This window comes from Cellulomonas sp. URHD0024 (genome assembly GCF_000426185.1).
Lineage (GTDB): Bacteria > Actinomycetota > Actinomycetes > Actinomycetales > Cellulomonadaceae > Cellulomonas.
The window spans coordinates 270,882-288,553 of the sequence record NZ_AUEW01000001.1 but is presented as its reverse complement, the minus strand read 5'-3'; the positions used below and the strand labels follow the sequence as shown (position 1 = coordinate 288,553).

Sequence of the window (17,672 nt, the reverse complement as noted above, 5' to 3'; positions counted from 1 at the left end):
CAGCCATTCGCGCCGCACCGCGAACCGGGGTTCGGCGGGACACCATCGTTGTCGCGAAGATCGGACGCCGCGCGCTCACGCATAGACCTTGGCCAGCCACTCCGACCAGTCGGCCGTGGTTGTCTCGCTCGGGGTGGCGTCGTCGGCGAAGTCGTGGACCGCGATGCCGACCGGCGCGCCGTAGGCGTTGCGACCGAAGAGCCGTACGAGCGCCGTGTCCGTACGCAGGCCGAGGAAGTTCGGCTGCGCGTAGTCGACGACCACCGACGTGTCACCGCTCGGCAGGCTGACGGTTGCCGCAGTACCGACGGCGACGTCGTCGGGCAGGCCGAGTCCCGCGCGCAGGGAGGTGAACCCGTCGGGGCTGTTCGACGACGCCGGCGCGTCCGTCGAGGAGTAGGTGACCGGTCGGCGCGAGAAGTGCGCGAGGTACGAGCGCAGCGTCGCCAGGTAGAAGTCGGTGTGCGCGCCGGCGCCGTCGAACTGGTTGTCCCAATCCTCGACGAAGACACCTGAGTGGACGTACCGCAGGTGGGTGCGGCCGTCGGGAAGCGGCGTCAGCACCTCCTCGACCTGGTTGAACCAGCCGTCGGGACCGTCGTTGCGGCCGACCAGGTGGTGCGGCGGGTCCCAGGCGGCCACGACCCCGTCGAACGGTGCCTTGCCGCCCGTGCGGGGCTCGTACTCCATCGGCCAGAGCCAGCCGCCGATGCCGGTGGTCAGGGCGTCCCAGACCTCCTCCGGCGAGGCGTCGACGTCGTGCTCACGGACGATCTCGAACTCACGGGACATCTCAGTGCTCCTGATGGGTGGCTGTGGTGGTGGCGATTGTGCGCGGGTCGTGCGGGAGCGCGTCGGGAGCCGGCTTGAGGGCGGGATGCAGCGCGACGACCAGCCGGTGCTCCCGCCCGCCGGGTGCTGCGGGGTCGTCGTACTTCTCGACCAGGCCGCTGAGCGTCACCGACAGCTCGTCGGCGAAGGCCGCGCGCGAGGCTGCCGACGAGAAGCGCACGGTCCCGTCGACCGCGTAGGTCGCCAACCGCTGTCCCGCCTGCTGGGCGCCGGCCAGGAGGGTGCCCACCTCGTGCACCATGCGGGCGCCGAGGGCCAGCATCCACTGGGCGGAGAGCTGGTCGCGCAGGCGGTCGGGGTCGGGTGCGACGGCGGGCAGCGCCACCGGCGAGATCACGTACGACGCCGCGGTCGCCTGCAGCACGCGCTCGGTCATGTTGCCCTTGCGGCGCTCCTCGACGAGCACGAGCAGCCCGTGCCCCTCGAGCGTGCGCAGGTGGTAGTTGGCCTGCTGCCGGGACAGCCCGAGCGGCTCGGCCAGCGACGATGCGGATCCCGGCGTGGCCAGGGCCGCCAGCATGCGCGCGCGGATCGGGTCCAGCGCCGCCTCGGCGACGGCCGGATCCTCGATCACGGTGACGTCCAACATGCGTTCACGGTCTCACCGACAATGGTTCGTGTCAAGACACCAAACACTGTCGGTGCCTCTGATTGCTTGCTCCGGCGGCTGATACGAGGAGTCGGACTCGCCAGCTCCCGGCTCACCCCGCCTCCGGCGTCCGAGCGCCCGACGTGGCACCAGCGGCACACCAGTCACGTCCCAGCCGTCACTGCGAGCGTGACGTCAAGAGGTCGCAGCGAGGTCCTGGACACCGAGGGCTTGCGCGGCCACCTGCGGATCAGTGAGCGGAAGGAACGACAGTGACGATTCTGGTCGCCGGTGCCACCGGCAACATCGGCAGGGAGGTCATCGCAGTTCTCGTGGCGCGCGGTGCGACCGTGCGGGCCCTGGTCCGGAGCCCTGCGGGAGCTGCGCAGCTGCCGAAGGAGGTCGAGCCCGTGCTCGGCGACCTCCGGGACGCCCGTGCGGTCGAGGGCGCGCTGACGGGTGTCAGCGCGGCACTGTACGTGTCACCGCACGACCCGGACGAGGTGCAGCTGGCGAACCTGTTCGTCAGCACGTGCGAGCGGCTCGACGTCCGGCTCGTCTTCGCCGGCGTGGCCGTGACCGCGCAGAACCCATTCCTGCGCTGGGGCATGCGGGCGCTCGTGAACGCGTTCCTCCCGCACTACCGGGGCAAGCTACGGATCGCCAAGCGGATCGGAAGGGCGGTTCGGACACGTCCGGTGATCCTCGGTCTGGCCAACTATTACCAGAACGACGAGCTGATCCGGGACGAGATCCTCGCAGGCGCCTACTGCCTGCCGACCCATCGGTCCGGGGTGAACCGAGTCGACCTGCGCGACGTCGGCGAGATCGCGGCACGGGCCTTGATCGATCCGGCCTTTCCCGCCGGTGCCTACGGTCTGGTCGGCCCCGCGTCCGTCAGCGGCGTCGAGGCCGCAGCCACGTGGAGTCGAGTGCTCCACCGGCCGGTCGCCTACGACGGCGATCGCCCGGACCGGCCGGATGTGCTGGCCCGACATCTCGATGGGCCCAAGCTGGCCGACTACCGGCGCAGCTACGCCTTCCTCGGGAAGCACGGCGTACCCACCTCCCGGCGTGACGTCGCTGCCACGACCGATCTGCTGGGACGCCCGCCGCGCGACTACGAAGCCTTCGTCCGGGACACGGCACGTCGATGGGGCGCGCTGCAGCAAGCCTGACGGGACTCCCGTGACGAACCGCGAGTCGACCCGCCGGGCGACCTGAGGCGAACCGCGAGGACGACGCGGTCCGGCCCGGTACTGTGCCGGGCATGCTGGAGGTGCGGGTGCTCGGTCCCACGGCGGTGACCCGGGGCGTCGGCGCCGAGCTCGATCTCGGCGCCCGCAAGCACGCCGAGGTGCTCGCGGTGCTCGCTGCACACCGCGGCCGTCAGATCAGCGCCGAGACCCTCGCGGACCTCGTCTGGCGGGGCGAGCCGCCACCCTCGGCGACCACGACGCTGCAGGGCTATATCGCCCGCCTGCGCCGGATCCTTGAACCCGACCGTCCAGGGTCGTCGTCGTCCTGCATCGTCACGGTGACGGACGGGTACCGCCTCGATGTCGCGACTGATGCGACCCGATTCGAGGCCGAAGTCCGCAGTGGCCGAGAGCTGGTCGTGACGGCGCCCGCGCGAGCGGTGGAGCTGCTCGCGGCGGCGCTGGCCCGCTGGCGGGGAACGGCTTTTGCCGACGTCAAGGACATTGGCGCGCTCGGACCCGAGATCCAGCGGCTGGAGGAGCTGCACGTCGTCGCCCGCGAGGCTCACGCGCAGGCTCTGCTGGCAGCCGGGGGCGAGGCTGAGGCCGTCCCGGAGCTGCGTGCGCTCGTCGTGGAGCACCCGTTGCGGGAGCGCGGACCAGCACTGCTGGCCACCGCGCTCTACCGCGGCGGCCGGCAGGCGGATGCCCTCGCCGTGCTGCGCGAGCTGCGCGAGCGCCTCGTCGAGGAGCTCGGCGTCGACCCGGGGCCCGACGTCGTGGCCCTGGAACAGCGGCTGCTCCAGCATGATCCCGGGTTGTCGGCACGACCCGCGGCCGTCCCGGCGCCGTCCCGGCGCGGCTTCGCCGGCCGGGATCGCGAGATGACGGCCCTGCGCGGTGCTTGGGACCGTGCCCGCGCAGGAACCGTGGCGACGGCCGTGATCCGGGGTGAGGCGGGAATCGGGAAGACGCGGCTGGTCGAGGAGCTGCTGGACCACGTCGTGATCCCGTCGGGCGGGGGCGCGCGCTGGGGACGCTGCCCCGCGGCACCGGGCGCACCCGCCTACTGGCCGTGGGCGCAAGTCCTCGGCGGGATGCCGGCGATCGACGCGCAGATGGAGGCCGGGCGCTTCGCCATCGGCCTCGACCTCGGCAGGCGTCTCGGCGAGCTGGCCGGCGGCGGCACGGGGGTCGTCGTCGTCCTCGACGACGCGCACTGGGCCGACCCGGACTCACTGCTCGTGCTGGAGATCGCCCTCGACACCCTGGTCAACGTGCCCCTGCTCCTGATCCTCACGGCGCGGGACGACGCTCCCCACGCTCCCGAGGAGCTGGGCCGGGTGCTGGCGGCGGTGGCGCGGCGTCCCGATCACCTCGACCTCCGGTTGTCCGGCCTGTCCTCCCAGGACGCGGCGAGCCTGCTCGTCGAGCTGAGCGACCTCCCCCTGGCCGAGGGAGCCGCTGAACGTCTGGTGGTCAGGACCCAGGGCAATCCCTACTTCCTCCGGTCGCTGGCCGCGCTCGGCCCCGACGCCGACGTGCCGAGCGACGTCCGGGACACGGTTCGCGCTCGGGTCCGGGCCCTGCCGAGCGACGGCGTCGACCTCGTCGGCGCACTCGGTCTGGCCGGCCGGGAGCTCCCGCTCGCGGTCGCGGCGGCTGCCGCTGGGACGACGCCCGAGGCGATCGAGCTCTCACTGGCGGCGGCCGTGCGCGCCGGACTGATCGAGGAGTCTGCGCCAGGTCGGCTCCGTGTGGCGCATGAGCTGGTGCGCGAGGCCGTGGTAGCCGATCTCGGACCGGGCGCCCGGCTCGCCATCCACAGCCGCCTGGCCGATGCGCTCGCGACCGGTGGGATCTCCGCGTCCGCCGCCGTCGCCGAACACCGTCTGGCGGCGGCAGCGGGATCCGCGGACGACCGCGCCTCACGCGCCGCCCTCGACGCCGCCTCGGTCGCGCTCGCGGGCGCCGCGCTCGACGATGCGGTCTCCTGGGCGCACCGAGGACTGGCTGCGGCCACGGACGACGAGGTGCGCGCCGATCTGCATCGCATCGCCGGCACGGCCGCCCGTCGTGCGGGGCGACTCGAACTGAGCGAGGCAGAACTGCGCGAGGAGGCACTGCTCGCCCGCGGATCGGGCGACTGGACCAGGCTCGCCGAGTCGGCGCTGGAGTCGGCACCCGGCGGGATCGGTGGCTACTGGTCCCTGTTCGGGATGCCGTTGCTCGGCCGGAACACCCTGCTGGACGAAGCACTCACCCATGTGGACGATGTCGAGCCCACGCTCCGGAGCCGGCTGCTGGCGGCTGCGTCGACTCAGCTCACCGCCTCGGACTCCCCGGGGGCGGCCGCGCTCGCCGACCGCGCCCTGGCCGAGGCGGGGGCCGATCGCGATGCTCGGGCCCGCGCGCTGGTCGCGGTGCTCCTGGCCACCTGGACCCCTGACACGGCGGTTCAGCGGCTCGGCCAGGTGCAGGAGCTGCTCACGCTCGGCGCGCTGAACACCGGCCTGGAGGCGACCGCCGCGCACCTCCATCGCTGCGTCCTGCTCGAGCTGGGCCGCCCCCAGAAGTCGGCTCAGGCATCGCGCGCGTTCACGGAGATCGCTCGGCGCACCCAGGACCCCGATCTCGCCCTCCTCGACACCTGGTGGGAGGCCGGCCTGCGGCTGTTGCGGGGAGAGCTGGACGAGGCCCGCGAGCTCGCGCGCGCAGCGGCCGGTACCGCGGCGCTAGCATCGCCCGCGGCGGCCATGCTCGACCTGATCTCCCGATCCACCGTCGAAGGGATCGCCGCCTGGCACGCCGGGCGGCTGATCGACGTCGTCGGCCAGGCGGCCGATCTCGCCGCTGACACCGACCCCGCATTCCTCCTGGTGGTCGCCCTCGGGCACGCCGAGTCCGGGAACCGTGACGTCGCGATTCCGCTGATCGACGGGCTGCTCGCCGAACCTCCCACCGGGCAGCGCCGGGCTCCCTGGTCCATCATGCTGGCGGCCGCCCTCATCGCGTTGGGAGACGCCGGGCGCCTCGCACCTCTGATCCCCGTCCTCCGGTCGTTCGGGCCCCATGTCGTGGTGTTGTGGCCAGGCATGGTCACGCTGGGACCGGCCCAGCTCTACCTGGGCGGCGCCCTGGCGGTCACCGGCGAGACCGACGAGGCGCGCCGGGTGTTGTTCGCGGCGTTGGACCAGGCCGAGGCGCTCGGGGCACGTCCCTTCGTCGAGCGGGCACTCAGGCTCTTGCACTCCTTGCCGGCGACCTAGCACTCTCGGTCGGCGAGCCGGCTCCTGTCGTGACCCCCACCAGCGCCGCACCAGCCGGGCACCAAGGCCCGCCGTGACCCTGGCGGCATGACAACTACGGCACCTACCAGTCACGCGGGTATCCCCACGCCGTCCGCACGTATCGCTCGACGCGAGGTCGTTCGCTTCGTCGTCGTCCAAGCGGTCCTCGGAATGGCCTGCACCGCCGTCGCCGCCTCGCAGGGCGTCGCCGTGCTCACCCTCGACGAGGCCTCGCCTCTAGGACAGGCCGCTACCTACGGTCTGGCCCTCACTCCCCTCGTCGCCGCCTTCGCGACACGTCTGAGCACGACGCATCGCCTCCGCGGCTGGGGCTTCCGCAGGGTCGCAGGCCGCACCCTGCTGCTCGCCTGGCTCGTCGGACTCGTCCCGGTGCTCGCGGCCTACGCCGCCGTGTGGCTGAGCCGGGCCGCGGGCTACGACGGCGACCTGCGCTCGGCCGTCCTGGCCGCGACGGTCATGGTTCTGCCCTACCTCGTCCTCGCGATCACCGAGGACATCGGCTGGCGGGGGCTGCTCGTCGCCCGGCTCGCCGAGCTCGCTCCGACGCGCATCGTCTACGTGGTCAGCGGCGTCCTGTGGAGCCTGTCCCATGTGGGCCTGCTCGTGTTCCTGGGCGGTACGCCGGCCGGGGTGTCGACGGTCTACGCGGTCGCCATGTTCACGATCGCGACGACCGCGCTGGGGTCGATCCTCGCGGCGATGCAGCTGCGCTGGGGGCTGTGGCCGGGTGTCCTCACGCACGCCACGGTGAACGCCGTCCTCTACCAGTTCGCGGACCCCTCGACCGTGCAGACCTCTCCGTGGACGCCCTGGATCGCCACCGAGACCGGCCTCGCCTACGCGGTAGCGATGCTGCTCGCAGCCCTCGTCTTCCTGCGCTGGTTCGGGGTTCCGGCCAGACACCAGTCACCCACCAGCGACGTCGCCGACGCTGACTGAGGTCAGCACAGCTCGACCGAAAGCCGACCAGTCCCGATCACCAGATCCCCAGTCAAGGAGAATCGCCATGAACACCCTTACCCTCCGCCGCCTCAGTGGCGTCGCTGCCATCGCCGCCGGGCCGCTCTGCTTGCTCGGCGGAGTTCTGCACCCCGTCGTCGAGGGCAGGGCGCACAGCGCCGAGGCGCTCGCCGGACCGCATGCCACCGGGTCTCTGGCCCTGCTGCTTGGCACGGTCCTGCTCCTGCTCGGCCTGCCCGGCGTCTACGGATGGATCGCGCCGCGCCTCGGCACCCTCGGCCTGATCGGATACGTGCTGTACTTCCTCGGCAACATGCTCAGCGCCGTCCCGCACCTCGTCCTGATGGCCTTCGCGGCATCGGACGTGGCGCGCACGCACCCGGAGGTCATCTCGGACCAGGACGCGATCATCGGCGCTCCGGGCTTCGAGGTCGAACAGCTCACGACAGGGCTCGGCATCATGCTCGGACTGCTGCTGCTGGGCATCGCCCTCCTGCGTGGCCACGTCGTGCCGCGCTGGATCGGCTGGGCCGGCCTCGCTGGAGCCTTGGTCATGCTGGCCCCGCTGCCTGCGATGCCCGTGGCCAGCGGCTTGCAGATCGAGCTTCTGCGAGGCGCCATGATCGTCGGATTGGGCGCGATGGCCGTCCGGTCGACGCAGGAACGACCGGTCGCCATCGAGCGAGAGCAAGTCGCCGCCCTCTGACCGGTCGCGACGGGGACCAAGCGGGTGCCGTGACCGCGCTTGCCTCAGGCCTGGTGAGACACCGTCTCACCAGGCCTGATACGTCGGGCTGGCAGTGTGCGATCTCAGGGCACCCCGGAGGGGTGTCTCGCGTCATGGCGGACAGCGTGCCTCGGGTCATCGAGCACAGTGGCGCGAGCACGATGGCCGGGCATGTCAAAGGCTCGCCTGGTCATCACCGCCGTCGTCCTGGCAGATCGCCCGGTCGCGCAGGTCGCCCGCGACGACCAGGTCGCCCGCTCATGGATCTACGAGCTACTCGCCCGCTACCACGAGCACGGCGAGGCCTACCGCACTTGCGACACCCACGACGCGTCCGCGCCGACCCCGTCTCCACGACCGGGAACCTGACCCTGCGCCACGACGGCCGACTGCACCGCATCCGCATCGGCCGGGCCCACGCCGGAACCCACGTCCTGCTCCTGCTCCACGACCTCGACATCCGCATCATGAACGCAGCGACCGGCGAGAGCCTGCGCGAGCTCACCCTCGACCGCACCCGCGACGACCAGCCACAACACCCACGAACCCAGAAATGACGAACGCCCGAACCTACGAAACGTAGGTTCGGGCGTCCTCGATGTCCTGAGACATCACAACGTCGGGCTGGCAGGATGTGAACCTGCGACCCCTTGACCCCCAGGGAAGTCGAAGGGGGTTCGACTCGATATCGAACGATCGTCGTTTTGCCGTCTGACCTGCGTCGACGCGGTCGAGACGGCACAGCACGAGACGTGCCGAAACGATCCGTCCAGCGATGCGTGGCTGCCCTCGTGGCTGCCCTCTGGCGCGCTCGCGGTCGACGGCAGTACGTTCGTTCCCTCGGTGGCCGTGAGTCGCGGCATGGCATGGCAGAGGGTCGGAGCGGGCAGCCACCGGACGCCCCGACCCTCCCAGAGCGTCAGACGACGCCGATCATCGATCATGGGAGATGTCATGAGCACCACACTCGACGCCCGGTCCCTCGTCGCCCGCGAGGCTACCGTTCGCCGCCGCCTCGCCCCAACGGGTACGCGCTGCGCAAGGATCGCCGCACGGGCGTCTACCGCGTGCTAAACCTCGCCGTCTACGCCGCCCTCGTCCTCGAGACGGGCGTCCTCGACAACGTCGAGGACGTCGTCCGCGACCGGGCCTGACCGCCGTCATCCTGCTCGGCGTCGAGCCTGATTCCAGGACCCGTTCGTGCCGATAGATCACTTGTGAGCGAGCAGCTGCAGGAGCAACCACCGACGAAGTCGCAACCTAGTCGGCTTCAGTTGCTGTGGGGTTTCTGCATCGTCATCGTCGGCGGCGCGGTCGCGCTGGTCGGCTTCCTGGCCGTGATGTTCGTGTGCATCTGGGTCATCGTCAACGTCATGACCGCTGCGCAGGCGCTGACGTCGTAGCTGACTCACGAGCGCCAATCTCTGACGGCTGGCGGTCGTCAGCGCCAGTGTCGCGGCACCGTCCAGCAACGCTCGAGCGCCAGCGCCACCAGCTCGGCAGACGGGGATCGCGGCGAGCTGCGCGTGCGCGGGACGCTCGTGCGGACCGCCGACGGGCTCGTCATCCATCCGCCGAAAACGGGCAACGGCTGGCGCTCGATCCCTGTCTCGCCCGCCAGCGCCGCAGCGTTGCGCGAGCAGCGCCAGCGGCAGCGGCTCGACCGGCTCGCCGCCGGTCCGTAGTGGATCGGCTCAGAGCACGTGTTCACGAGCGAGGCGGGCACGCCGCTCGACCCGCGCAACGTGTCCCACTGGTTCGAGCGCGTCGTGCGCGACGCGCAGGTGACCGGATCGCTGCACACGCTGCGGCACACCGCCCTCACCGCCATGGCGGTCGCGGGTGTCCCGCTGTCCGTCGTCTCCCGCGTCGCCGGGCACGAGTCGATCACGACGACGATCGATCTGTACGGGCACGTATCGGAATCCGCTGCGCGCGACGCGGTGGCTGCCGCCGCTGCTCAACTCGGGCTGCCCGGGTAGCCGAGCGTGGCTGCCTAGCCGTTCGCGTGGCTGCCTAGAGCACCGGACACGACGAAGCCGCAGGCCAGACATACCGTCTGACCTGCGGCTTTGTTGTCGGGCTGACAGGATTTGAACCTGCGACCCCTTGACCCCCAGTCAAGTGCGCTACCAAGCTGCGCTACAGCCCGTCGGCCCCCGCAGGAGCCTCGGAAACTCTACCCCACGGTCGAGGTCGTTCCCGCACGCAAACCCGTCAGCGCTTGCGCTTCTCCCGGACGCGGACGGAGATCGAGATCGGCGTGCCCTCGAAGCCGAAGGTCTCGCGCAGGCGGCGCTCGATGTACCGGCGGTAACCGGGGTCGAGGAAGCCCGTCGCGAAGATCACGAACCGCGGCGGGCGCGTGGACGCCTGCGTGGCGAACAGGATGCGGGGCTGCTTGCCGCCGCGCAGCGGGTGCGGGTGGGCGGCGACGAGCTCGCCCAGGAAGGCGTTGAGGCGGCCGGTCGAGATGCGGGTGTCCCACGACTCCAGCGACCGCTCGAGGGCGGGCACGAGGCGGTCGGTGTGCCAGCCGGTCTTGGCGGAGATGTTGACGCGCGGTGCCCACGCGACCTGGACCAGGTCCTGCTCGATCTCGCGCTCGAGGAACGGGCGACGGTCCTCGTCCATGAGGTCCCACTTGTTGTACGCGATGACCAGGGCGCGGCCCGCCTCGATGACCTGCGAGATGACGCGGGTGTCCTGCTCGGTCATCTTGACGGAGGCGTCGACCAGGACGACGGCGACCTCGGCCTTCTCGATCGCGGCCTGTGTGCGCAGGGAGGCGTAGAAGTCGGCGCCGGAGGTCTGGTGCACGCGCCGTCGGATCCCGGCGGTGTCGACGAAGACCCACGGCTTGCCCTTGAGGGCGACGAGCTCGTCGACCGGGTCACGGGTGGTGCCCGCGATCTCGTCGACGACGACGCGCTCGGAACCGAGCACCTTGTTGAGGAGCGACGACTTGCCGACGTTCGGGCGACCGATCAGCGCGACGCGGCGTGGCCCGTCGGGGATCGGGGTGCCGTGCGCGGAGACCTCGGGCAGCGCGTCGATCGCGGCGTCGAGCAGGTCGCCGGTGCCGCGGCCGTGCAGGGCGGAGACCGGGAACGGCTCCCCCAGACCGAGCGCCCAGAGGTTGGCCGCGTCGGCCTCACCGGCAGGGCCGTCGACCTTGTTGGCACAGAGCACGACCGGCTTGCCGGACCGGCGCAGGAGGCGGACCACCTGGGTGTCGGTCTCGGTCACGCCGACGGTCGCGTCGACGACGAAGATGACGGCGTCGGCCAGCGAGATCGCGACCTCGGCCTGCTGGGCGACGCGCGCCTCGATGCCGGCGACGTCGACCTCCCAACCGCCGGTGTCGACGAGCGTGAACCGCTTGCCGGCCCAGTCGGCGGGGTAGCTGACGCGGTCGCGTGTGACGCCCGGCTTGTCTTCGACGACGGCCTCGCGACGACCGAGGATGCGGTTGACGAGGGTCGACTTGCCGACGTTCGGGCGGCCGACGACGGCGAGCACCGGGTAGACGACGACACGCTCGTCCTCGTCGGAACCCTCCTCGCCGGCGTGCAGGAGGGCAAGGTCCTCGTCCTCGAGCTCGTACTCGGTCAGGCCGGCGCGCAGAGCCTGCTCGCGTTGGGCGTCGCCCTCTTCGTCGGGCAGCACCAGGGCAGGATCAGTCTCGGTCATGGCCCCATTGTCCCAGGTGCTGCGACCGCGACACGACCCAGGCGGCTCGGGGGCGACGAGAACAACCTGAGTGGCGTGATCGGGCGACGTGGCGCGACCCAGGTTGTTCTCGACGAACCGGAAATCAGTCGGGCTTGCTGCTGCGCTCACGCTGGGGGTCGTCGGTCGGCAGCGGGATGCCGGAGCGTGCCGACGCCTCGTCGACGAGCCGTGCCAGGGCGATGCGGATGGCCTCGTTGGCTCGCTCGATGGCGAGCTTGCCGGACATCCCCGGCGGGCGCTCGATCACCAGCGGCTCGCCGAACTCGATCGCAAGCCGACGTCTCGGCCACGGCACCTTGTTCACCGACTCCCCCGTGCGCCGAGTGCCCAGCACCGCCACCGGGACGACCGACGCGTGCCCGTTCAGGGCGAGCCAGGCGATCCCCGCCCGCGCGCTCGTCGCGTCGCCGCGGCCGCGGTTGCCCTCAGGGAAGACGCCGACGAGCCCGCCGCGCTTGAGCACGCCCAGCGCGGCGGTCAGCGCGGTCCGGCCGCCGTCGTCACGGTTCACGGAGATCTGCCCCGCGGCCCGGAGCAGCAGACCGATCGGGCCCCAGAACATCTCCTCCTTGACCAGCACGTGCGAGGGCCGTGGCACGACGCCGTGCAGCAGCGGTCCGTCGAGGACGCCGGTGTGGTTGGCGGCCATCAGGACCGGTCCGGTCGCAGGAACGTTCGACCTGCCGGTGACCTGCGTGTTCCAGACGACGCGCGCCAGGAACCGGCCGACCCACCGGGACCAGCGCGGACCCCACACCGACGGGACGCTCACGGCCGGGGACCGACCTCGGCCTCGACGACCTCCAGCACCGCCTGCACCGTCTCCTCGAAGTTCATGTGCGAGGAGTCGATCGTCACGACGCCGTCGGCGGCCACGTGGAACTGGACCACGGTCGAGTCGTCGGCGTCACGCCGCAGCACCTGGTCCCTGGTGGCCTCCACGGCCGCGGCGTCGTCGGTGCCGTGGACGTCACGCGCACGCCGCGCCAGCCGTGCGGCCTCGCTCGCCGTCAGCAGCACGCGGACGTCGGCGTCGGGCGCGATCACGGTGGTGATGTCGCGCCCCTCCGCGACGATCCCCCGACCCTGGGAGAACGAGTCGGACTCCCCCGACGCGGCGATGAGCGACCGCTGCAGGTTGCCGAGCAGCTCGCGCACCTCCAGGTTGGTCGCGATCGCGCTGACGACCGCCGTGATCTGGGTCGACCGGATCGCCTCGTGCACGTCGACACCGCCGACGTGCACGCTCGGGTGCGCGGGGTCCGTACCGATGACCAGCGGGAACCCGTCCACAGCGGCAGCGACGGCTGCGGCGTCGGTCAGGTCGAGCCCCTGCTGCACGCACCACCACGTCGCCGCGCGGTACATCGCGCCGGTGTCCAGGTAGGCCAGCTCGAGGGCGCTCGCGACGGCCCGGGACACGCTCGACTTGCCCGAGCCCGAAGGCCCGTCGATCGCCACGACGAGGGTCGTGCTCAACTCACCAGTCTCCAACCGCGGGCACTCAGCTCCGCCTCCAGGTGCTCGACGCTGCCGGGCAGCACCGAGATCTCCGCCATACCGACCGGTCGCCCGGCCGCGTGCTCGAGGTGCAGGTCCTCGAGGTTGACCCCCGCCGCACCCACGTCGGTGAGCAGTCGCGCCAGCTCGCCGGGCGTGTCCGGCACCAGCACCGTCACGACCGCGTAGATCCGCTGCGCGCCGCCGTGCTTGCCGGGGATGCGCGCCACGCCGGCGTTTCCCTCGCTGATCGCGTGCGCGATCGCCGCCAGCGCGCCCAGCTCGACCGTCTCGGGTCCGTCAGCCTTCGCTGCGTGCGAGAGCGCCTCGATGACGGCGTCCAGGTCGGTGCGCAGACCGACGAGCACCTCGTGCACCGCCGACGCGTTCGCGGCGAGGATCGAGGTCCACAGAGCCGGGTCCGACGCCGCGAGCCGCGTGACGTCCCGCAGGCCCTGACCGGCCAGTCCCAGGGCCGTGTCGTCGGCGTCGCGCAGGCGCGCGGCCACGAGGCTCGCAGCGACCTGGGGGACGTGCGAGACGGCCGCGACTGCGGCGTCGTGCGCGTCGGCGTCCATCGCGACCGGCACGGCGCCGAGGTCCACCGCCAGCGAGCGCACGGCGAGCAGGGCGTCGGGTCGCGACGAGCCGGAGTCGGCGATCACCCACGGTCGGCCCAGGAACAGGTCCGGGACCGCGGCGCTCGGACCGGACCGCTCCCGACCCGCCATCGGGTGCGAGCCGACGTACCGGCTGAGATCCGCCCCGGCGGCGCGCAGCTCGGCGAGCACGTAGCCCTTCACGCTGGCCACGTCCGTGACGATCGCGTCGGGGAACGCCTCCAGCTCGGCGCGCACGACGTCCGCGGTGACGTCGGGCGGCGCCGCGACGACGATGATCGCCGGCGCAGGGTCGCCCGCAGACGCGGGCCGGCCCGCACCCACGTCCCGTGCGAGGGCCAGCGCCGTGCGGGACGGGTCGTGCAGGACGACGTCGACGCCTCGCGTGGTCAGGGCGAGCCCGACCGACGCGCCGAGCAGCCCGGTGCCCACGATGCGCACCGGCCCACGGGTCGCCAGCGTCACATGCCCACCCGGACCATCAGGGAACCCACCTCGGTCTTCGAGAGCACACGCGTGCGCCCGGACTTGAGGTCGCCCAGGCGGATCGGGCCGATCTGCGTGCGGACCAGGCCGGTGACCGGGTACCCGGCCTCCTCGAAGATCCGCCGCACGATGCGGTTGCGGCCTTCGTGCAGCTCGACCTCGACCAGGCTGGCCTGCGGGGTCGTCTGCACGATCTGGAACTTGTCCAGCTTGGCCGGACCGTCCTCGAGCTCGATGCCCTTGAGCAGTCGGCCGCCCAACGAGTTCGTGACGCGACCTTCGAGCTGCACCAGGTAGACCTTGGGCACGGCGTGCGCCGGGTGGGCCAGCCGGTTGGCCAGCTCGCCGTCGTTGGTCAGCAGGATCAGACCTTCGGTCTCGGCGTCGAGCCGGCCGACGTGGAACAGACGCTCGCTGCGGTCCTGGACGTACTGCCCGATGGAGGGACGGCCCTCCGGGTCGTGCATCGTCGAGACGACGCCCTTGGGCTTGTTCAGTGCGATCGTCACGATCGAGGTGTCGAGCTGCACGCGCAGGCCGTCGACGTGGATCACCGCGGTCAGCGGGTCGACGCGCACGCCGAGCTCGCGGACCGTGTTGTTGTCCACCGTCACGCGGCCGGCCGCGATGAGGTCCTCGCACGCGCGGCGCGAGCCGAGTCCCGCGGCGGCGAGCACCTTCTGCAACCGGACGCCGTCGGGGTCGTGGACGTCGATCGTCACTTCGGCCACGCGCTGGCGCGGCGGTCGGGCAGTCGTGCGCGACCTGCTCGCACCTGTCGGCGCCGCGCTGCGCGGGTAGCCGGACTTCGCGCGCGGTGCGGCACTCCTCGACGAGCTGGGAGCACCGCCGCGCGACGAGCCGCCGGTGCCCGCCGAACCGCGCGACGAGCCGCCGGTGCCCGCCGAACCGCGCGACGATCCACCCGTTCCGGCGGCACCGCGTGACGCGCCTCCACCCGCACCGGAGCCGCGCGACGAGCCGCCGCCGCTCGATCCACCGCGGTAGGAGTCACCGCTGCTGCGGTAGCCGTCACCACCACCGGTGCTCCCGCGGTACCCCTCGCCGCCGCCCGAACCCCGGTACCCACCGGAGCTGCCACCACGCGAGCCGCCGCTGCTCGCACCGCCGGTGCTCCGGGAGCCGCCGGTGCTGGGCTTCGACCCGCCGCTGCGGCCGGAAGCAGAGCCCCCGGACCGTCCGCCGGTCGACCCGGTGCCTCCTGAGCGTGGTGCCTGCGGGGTCATCTGCTGTCTCCGATCGCCTGGTCGACGCCCTCGAAGGCGTCGATGTCCGGCAGGTAGGGCGCGAGCGGGGGCATCTCGTCCAGGCTGGACAGCCCCATCCGCTCCAGGAAGTATCCCGTGGTTGCGTACAGCACGGCACCGGAGGACGGATCTGTGCCCACCTCGGCCACCAGTCCGCGGGTCGTGAGGGTGCGCACGACACCGTCGACGTTCACGCCACGGACCGCCGAGACCTGTCCGCGCGTGACGGGCTGCCGGTACGCGATCACGGCGAGGGTCTCGAGGGCGGCCTGGGTGAGGCGGGCCGTCTGGCCGTCCAGCACGAACCGGCCGACCACGTCGGCGTACACGGGTGCCGAGTAGATCCGCCAGCCGTCGCCGGCACGCCGCACCTCGAAACCGCGAGGGCGGCCACCGTTCTCGCCCCGGTACTCGGCGGCGAGCGTGGCCAGCAGCTCCTCGACCCGGTCCGTCGGCAGCGCCAGCACGGTGGCCAGGCGGATCGCGGGGATGGGCTCGTCGGCGACCATGAGGACGGCCTCGAGCGCCGACAGCGCACCGCCGGGAAGGTCGTCGACGTCGAACGCGAGCTCGTCCGCGGCCGCGGGGTCGACGTCGACCGCGTCGACGGCCTCCACTGGTTCGTCGGTCATGCATCCTCCTCGGGTGCAGGCTCCGGCACCGTCTCGATGGTGGTGTCCAGCTGGTCGAAGTCGTCGGACACCTCGATGTCCCCCTCGGCCGATCCCGTCCAGCGCACGGTCAGCTCGCCGAGCGGCGTCACCTGGTCGAACCCGACCGCACCCTCACGGAACAGCTCCAGGAGCGCCAGGAACCGCGCGACGACGACGATCGTCGCGTCCGCGTCGGCGGTCAGCGCCCGGAACGACATCGCACCGCCGTGCCGCAGCCGGTCCACCAGCACCGCCGCCTGCTCCCGCACGCTGACGGCCGGCGCGTGCAGGTGACTGAGGTCGACACCGGGCGCCGGGGCCCGGGGCTGCTCGGCCTTGGCCGCCAGCGCGGCAAGCTCCTGCGGGCCGATCTGCCAGATCAGCTCCGGCAGGAGCGCAGCGAGATGCGGTTCGAGCGTGACGAGGCGGGGGAACCGGCGTCCCTCGGTGGCGAGCCTCTCGGCCAGGTCGGCGGCGACGAGCTTGTACGCGCGGTACTGCAGCAGCCGCGCGAAGAGCAGGTCGCGGGCCTCGAGCAGCTCGATGTCCTCCTGGTCCTCGACGTCCGCCGAGGGCAGCAGGCGGGCGGCCTTGAGGTCGAGGAGCGTGGCTGCGATCACCAGGAACTCGCTCGCCTGACCGAGGTCCCACTCCTTCTCAGCGGCCCGCAGGTACCCGATGAACTCGTCGGTCACCTGGGCGAGCGCAACCTCGGTGATGTCGAGCTTGTGCTTCGCGATCAGCCCGAGCAGGAGGTCGAACGGCCCGCTGAAGTTCGTGAGGTGAACCTCGAAACCCTGGCTGCCGACAGGCGCAGCCGGGGTCGACTCGGAGAGCGGGGCCGCTGCCTCGTCAGGCGGCGTCGCCACGGGCGACGAGCTCACGTGCCAGCTGCCGGTAGGCCGCCGCACCGGAGTGCGTCGGGGCGTACGTCGTGATCGGCTCGGCGGCCACCGTCGCGTCGGGGAACTTCACCGTGCGGCTGATCACCGTGTGCAGAAGGGCATCACCGAACGCCTCGTGCACGCGGGCGACGACCTCCCGCGCGTGGAGCGTCCGGGGGTCGTACATCGTGGCCAGGATGCCGTCGAGCTCCAGGCGGGGGTTCAGCCGGTCACGGACCTTGTCGATGGTCTCCACCAGCAGCGCCACGCCGCGGAGCGCGAAGAACTCGCACTCGAGCGGGATGAGCACGCCGTGCGCGGCGGTCAGGGCGTTCACGGCCAGCAGGCCGAGCGACGGCTGGCAGTCGATGAACACGACGTCGTAGTCGTCCAGGATCGGACGCAGCGCCCGGGCGAGCACCGTCTCGCGCGCGACCTCGCCGACGAGCTGCACCTCGGCGGCGGACAGGTCGATGTTCGCGGGCAGCAGGTCGAGGTTCGGCGTCGCGGTGTGCTGGATGAGCGAGTGGATGTGGGCGTCGCGCTCCATGAGCAGGTTGTAGACCGTGCGGTCCAGCTCGTGCGGGCTGATCCCCAGACCGACGGACGCGGCACCCTGCGGGTCGAAGTCGACGATGAGCACGCGCCGGCCGTACTCGGCGAGCGCGGCGCCCAGGTTGATCGTGGTCGTCGTCTTGCCGACGCCACCCTTCTGGTTGCAGAGCGCGATCACCCGGGCCGGGCCGTGCGAGGCGAGCGGCGTGGGGTCGGGGAACTCAGGCATCGGGCGCCCGACGGCGTCGAGCTGCGGGTCGGTCATCTGCTGGCTCACCACGCCGCACAACCTACCGGAGCGGACCGCCTCGACGCCGCGCGACAGACCGGTCG

The 17,672-nt window shown here is 71.9% G+C and carries 18 protein-coding genes and 1 tRNA gene; 8 read left to right on the top strand and 11 right to left on the bottom strand.

The genetic code is table 11. The features are described 5' to 3' along the window. Positions 1 to 75: 75 nt before the first annotated feature. Together I847_RS0101290 and I847_RS21315 are read right to left on the bottom strand one after the other, a co-directional pair. On the bottom strand, positions 76 to 792 hold the full coding sequence (locus I847_RS0101290) for an SRPBCC domain-containing protein (protein WP_034608691.1): 717 nt from the start codon (positions 790 to 792) through the stop codon (positions 76 to 78). Position 793: 1 nt separating this feature from the next. Further along, complete coding sequence (locus tag I847_RS21315) at positions 794 to 1,441, bottom strand: helix-turn-helix domain-containing protein (protein WP_051274352.1); 648 nt, start codon at positions 1,439 to 1,441, stop codon at positions 794 to 796. 272 nt (positions 1,442 to 1,713) lie between these two features. Here I847_RS21315 and I847_RS0101280 point away from each other — a divergent pair, with 272 nt between their 5' ends. The 8 genes from I847_RS0101280 to I847_RS25260 all read left to right on the top strand — a co-directional run bounded on the left by I847_RS0101280 (position 1,714) and on the right by I847_RS25260 (position 9,620). Continuing rightward, the gene (locus tag I847_RS0101280; RefSeq protein ID WP_028048237.1) at positions 1,714 to 2,619 is read left to right on the top strand and encodes an SDR family oxidoreductase; all 906 of its coding nucleotides are present in this window, start codon (positions 1,714 to 1,716) and stop codon (positions 2,617 to 2,619) included. Positions 2,620 to 2,711: 92 nt separating this feature from the next. Then, positions 2,712 to 5,909, top strand: coding sequence for an AfsR/SARP family transcriptional regulator (locus I847_RS25265; RefSeq protein ID WP_028048236.1), 3,198 nt, complete (start codon positions 2,712 to 2,714; stop codon positions 5,907 to 5,909). Between the two features lie 192 nt (positions 5,910 to 6,101). Continuing rightward, positions 6,102 to 6,890, top strand: coding sequence for a CPBP family intramembrane glutamic endopeptidase (locus I847_RS0101270; protein WP_028048235.1), 789 nt, complete (start codon positions 6,102 to 6,104; stop codon positions 6,888 to 6,890). Positions 6,891 to 6,957: 67 nt separating this feature from the next. Next, positions 6,958 to 7,617, top strand: coding sequence for a hypothetical protein (locus tag I847_RS21305; RefSeq protein WP_051274351.1), 660 nt, complete (start codon positions 6,958 to 6,960; stop codon positions 7,615 to 7,617). A gap of 192 nt (positions 7,618 to 7,809) precedes the next feature. Then, positions 7,810 to 8,007, top strand: coding sequence for a hypothetical protein (locus I847_RS27310; RefSeq protein ID WP_155855939.1), 198 nt, complete (start codon positions 7,810 to 7,812; stop codon positions 8,005 to 8,007). An 848-nt stretch (positions 8,008 to 8,855) separates the two neighbouring features. Next, positions 8,856 to 9,041: a hypothetical protein gene (locus tag I847_RS26450; protein ID WP_155855938.1), complete on the top strand. Its 186-nt coding sequence runs from the start codon at positions 8,856 to 8,858 to the stop codon at positions 9,039 to 9,041. Positions 9,042 to 9,164: 123 nt separating this feature from the next. Then, positions 9,165 to 9,323 carry a hypothetical protein gene (locus I847_RS26445; RefSeq protein ID WP_155855937.1) on the top strand — a complete coding sequence of 53 codons (159 nt, stop codon included), beginning with the start codon at positions 9,165 to 9,167 and terminating at the stop codon, positions 9,321 to 9,323. An 18-nt stretch (positions 9,324 to 9,341) separates the two neighbouring features. Then, positions 9,342 to 9,620 (top strand): site-specific integrase, encoded by a 279-nt coding sequence (locus I847_RS25260; protein WP_028048233.1) that lies wholly within the window; start codon positions 9,342 to 9,344, stop codon positions 9,618 to 9,620. Between the two features lie 96 nt (positions 9,621 to 9,716). Here the strand turns inward: I847_RS25260 and I847_RS0101235 are convergent. The 9 genes from I847_RS0101235 to I847_RS0101195 form a co-directional block, all read right to left on the bottom strand. After that, positions 9,717 to 9,790: transfer RNA gene (locus I847_RS0101235), tRNA-Pro, on the bottom strand. Positions 9,791 to 9,855: 65 nt separating this feature from the next. Continuing rightward, positions 9,856 to 11,331: a ribosome biogenesis GTPase Der gene (gene der / locus I847_RS0101230; protein ID WP_028048232.1), complete on the bottom strand. Its 1,476-nt coding sequence runs from the start codon at positions 11,329 to 11,331 to the stop codon at positions 9,856 to 9,858. Between the two features lie 124 nt (positions 11,332 to 11,455). Beyond that, positions 11,456 to 12,145 carry a 1-acyl-sn-glycerol-3-phosphate acyltransferase gene (locus tag I847_RS0101225; protein ID WP_051274350.1) on the bottom strand — a complete coding sequence of 230 codons (690 nt, stop codon included), beginning with the start codon at positions 12,143 to 12,145 and terminating at the stop codon, positions 11,456 to 11,458. Next, entirely contained in the window at positions 12,142 to 12,852 is a 711-nt protein-coding gene (gene cmk, locus I847_RS0101220) for a (d)CMP kinase (RefSeq protein WP_231384028.1), read from the bottom strand. Before cmk ends, I847_RS0101225 begins: the two co-directional genes overlap by 4 nt. Then, complete coding sequence (locus tag I847_RS0101215; RefSeq protein ID WP_028048229.1) at positions 12,849 to 13,958, bottom strand: prephenate dehydrogenase; 1,110 nt, start codon at positions 13,956 to 13,958, stop codon at positions 12,849 to 12,851. Before I847_RS0101215 ends, cmk begins: the two co-directional genes overlap by 4 nt. Next, complete coding sequence (locus tag I847_RS27305; protein WP_231384027.1) at positions 13,955 to 15,226, bottom strand: pseudouridine synthase; 1,272 nt, start codon at positions 15,224 to 15,226, stop codon at positions 13,955 to 13,957. The genes I847_RS0101215 and I847_RS27305 overlap by 4 nt, the downstream gene beginning before the upstream one ends. Continuing rightward, the gene (scpB, locus tag I847_RS0101205) at positions 15,223 to 15,879 is read right to left on the bottom strand and encodes an SMC-Scp complex subunit ScpB (RefSeq protein ID WP_028048227.1); all 657 of its coding nucleotides are present in this window, start codon (positions 15,877 to 15,879) and stop codon (positions 15,223 to 15,225) included. Before scpB ends, I847_RS27305 begins: the two co-directional genes overlap by 4 nt. Then, on the bottom strand, positions 15,876 to 16,769 hold the full coding sequence (locus I847_RS21295) for a ScpA family protein (protein WP_051274349.1): 894 nt from the start codon (positions 16,767 to 16,769) through the stop codon (positions 15,876 to 15,878). The genes scpB and I847_RS21295 overlap by 4 nt, the downstream gene beginning before the upstream one ends. Next, the gene (locus tag I847_RS0101195; RefSeq protein ID WP_034608953.1) at positions 16,753 to 17,604 is read right to left on the bottom strand and encodes a ParA family protein; all 852 of its coding nucleotides are present in this window, start codon (positions 17,602 to 17,604) and stop codon (positions 16,753 to 16,755) included. The genes I847_RS21295 and I847_RS0101195 overlap by 17 nt, the downstream gene beginning before the upstream one ends. Positions 17,605 to 17,672: the final 68 nt, after the last annotated feature.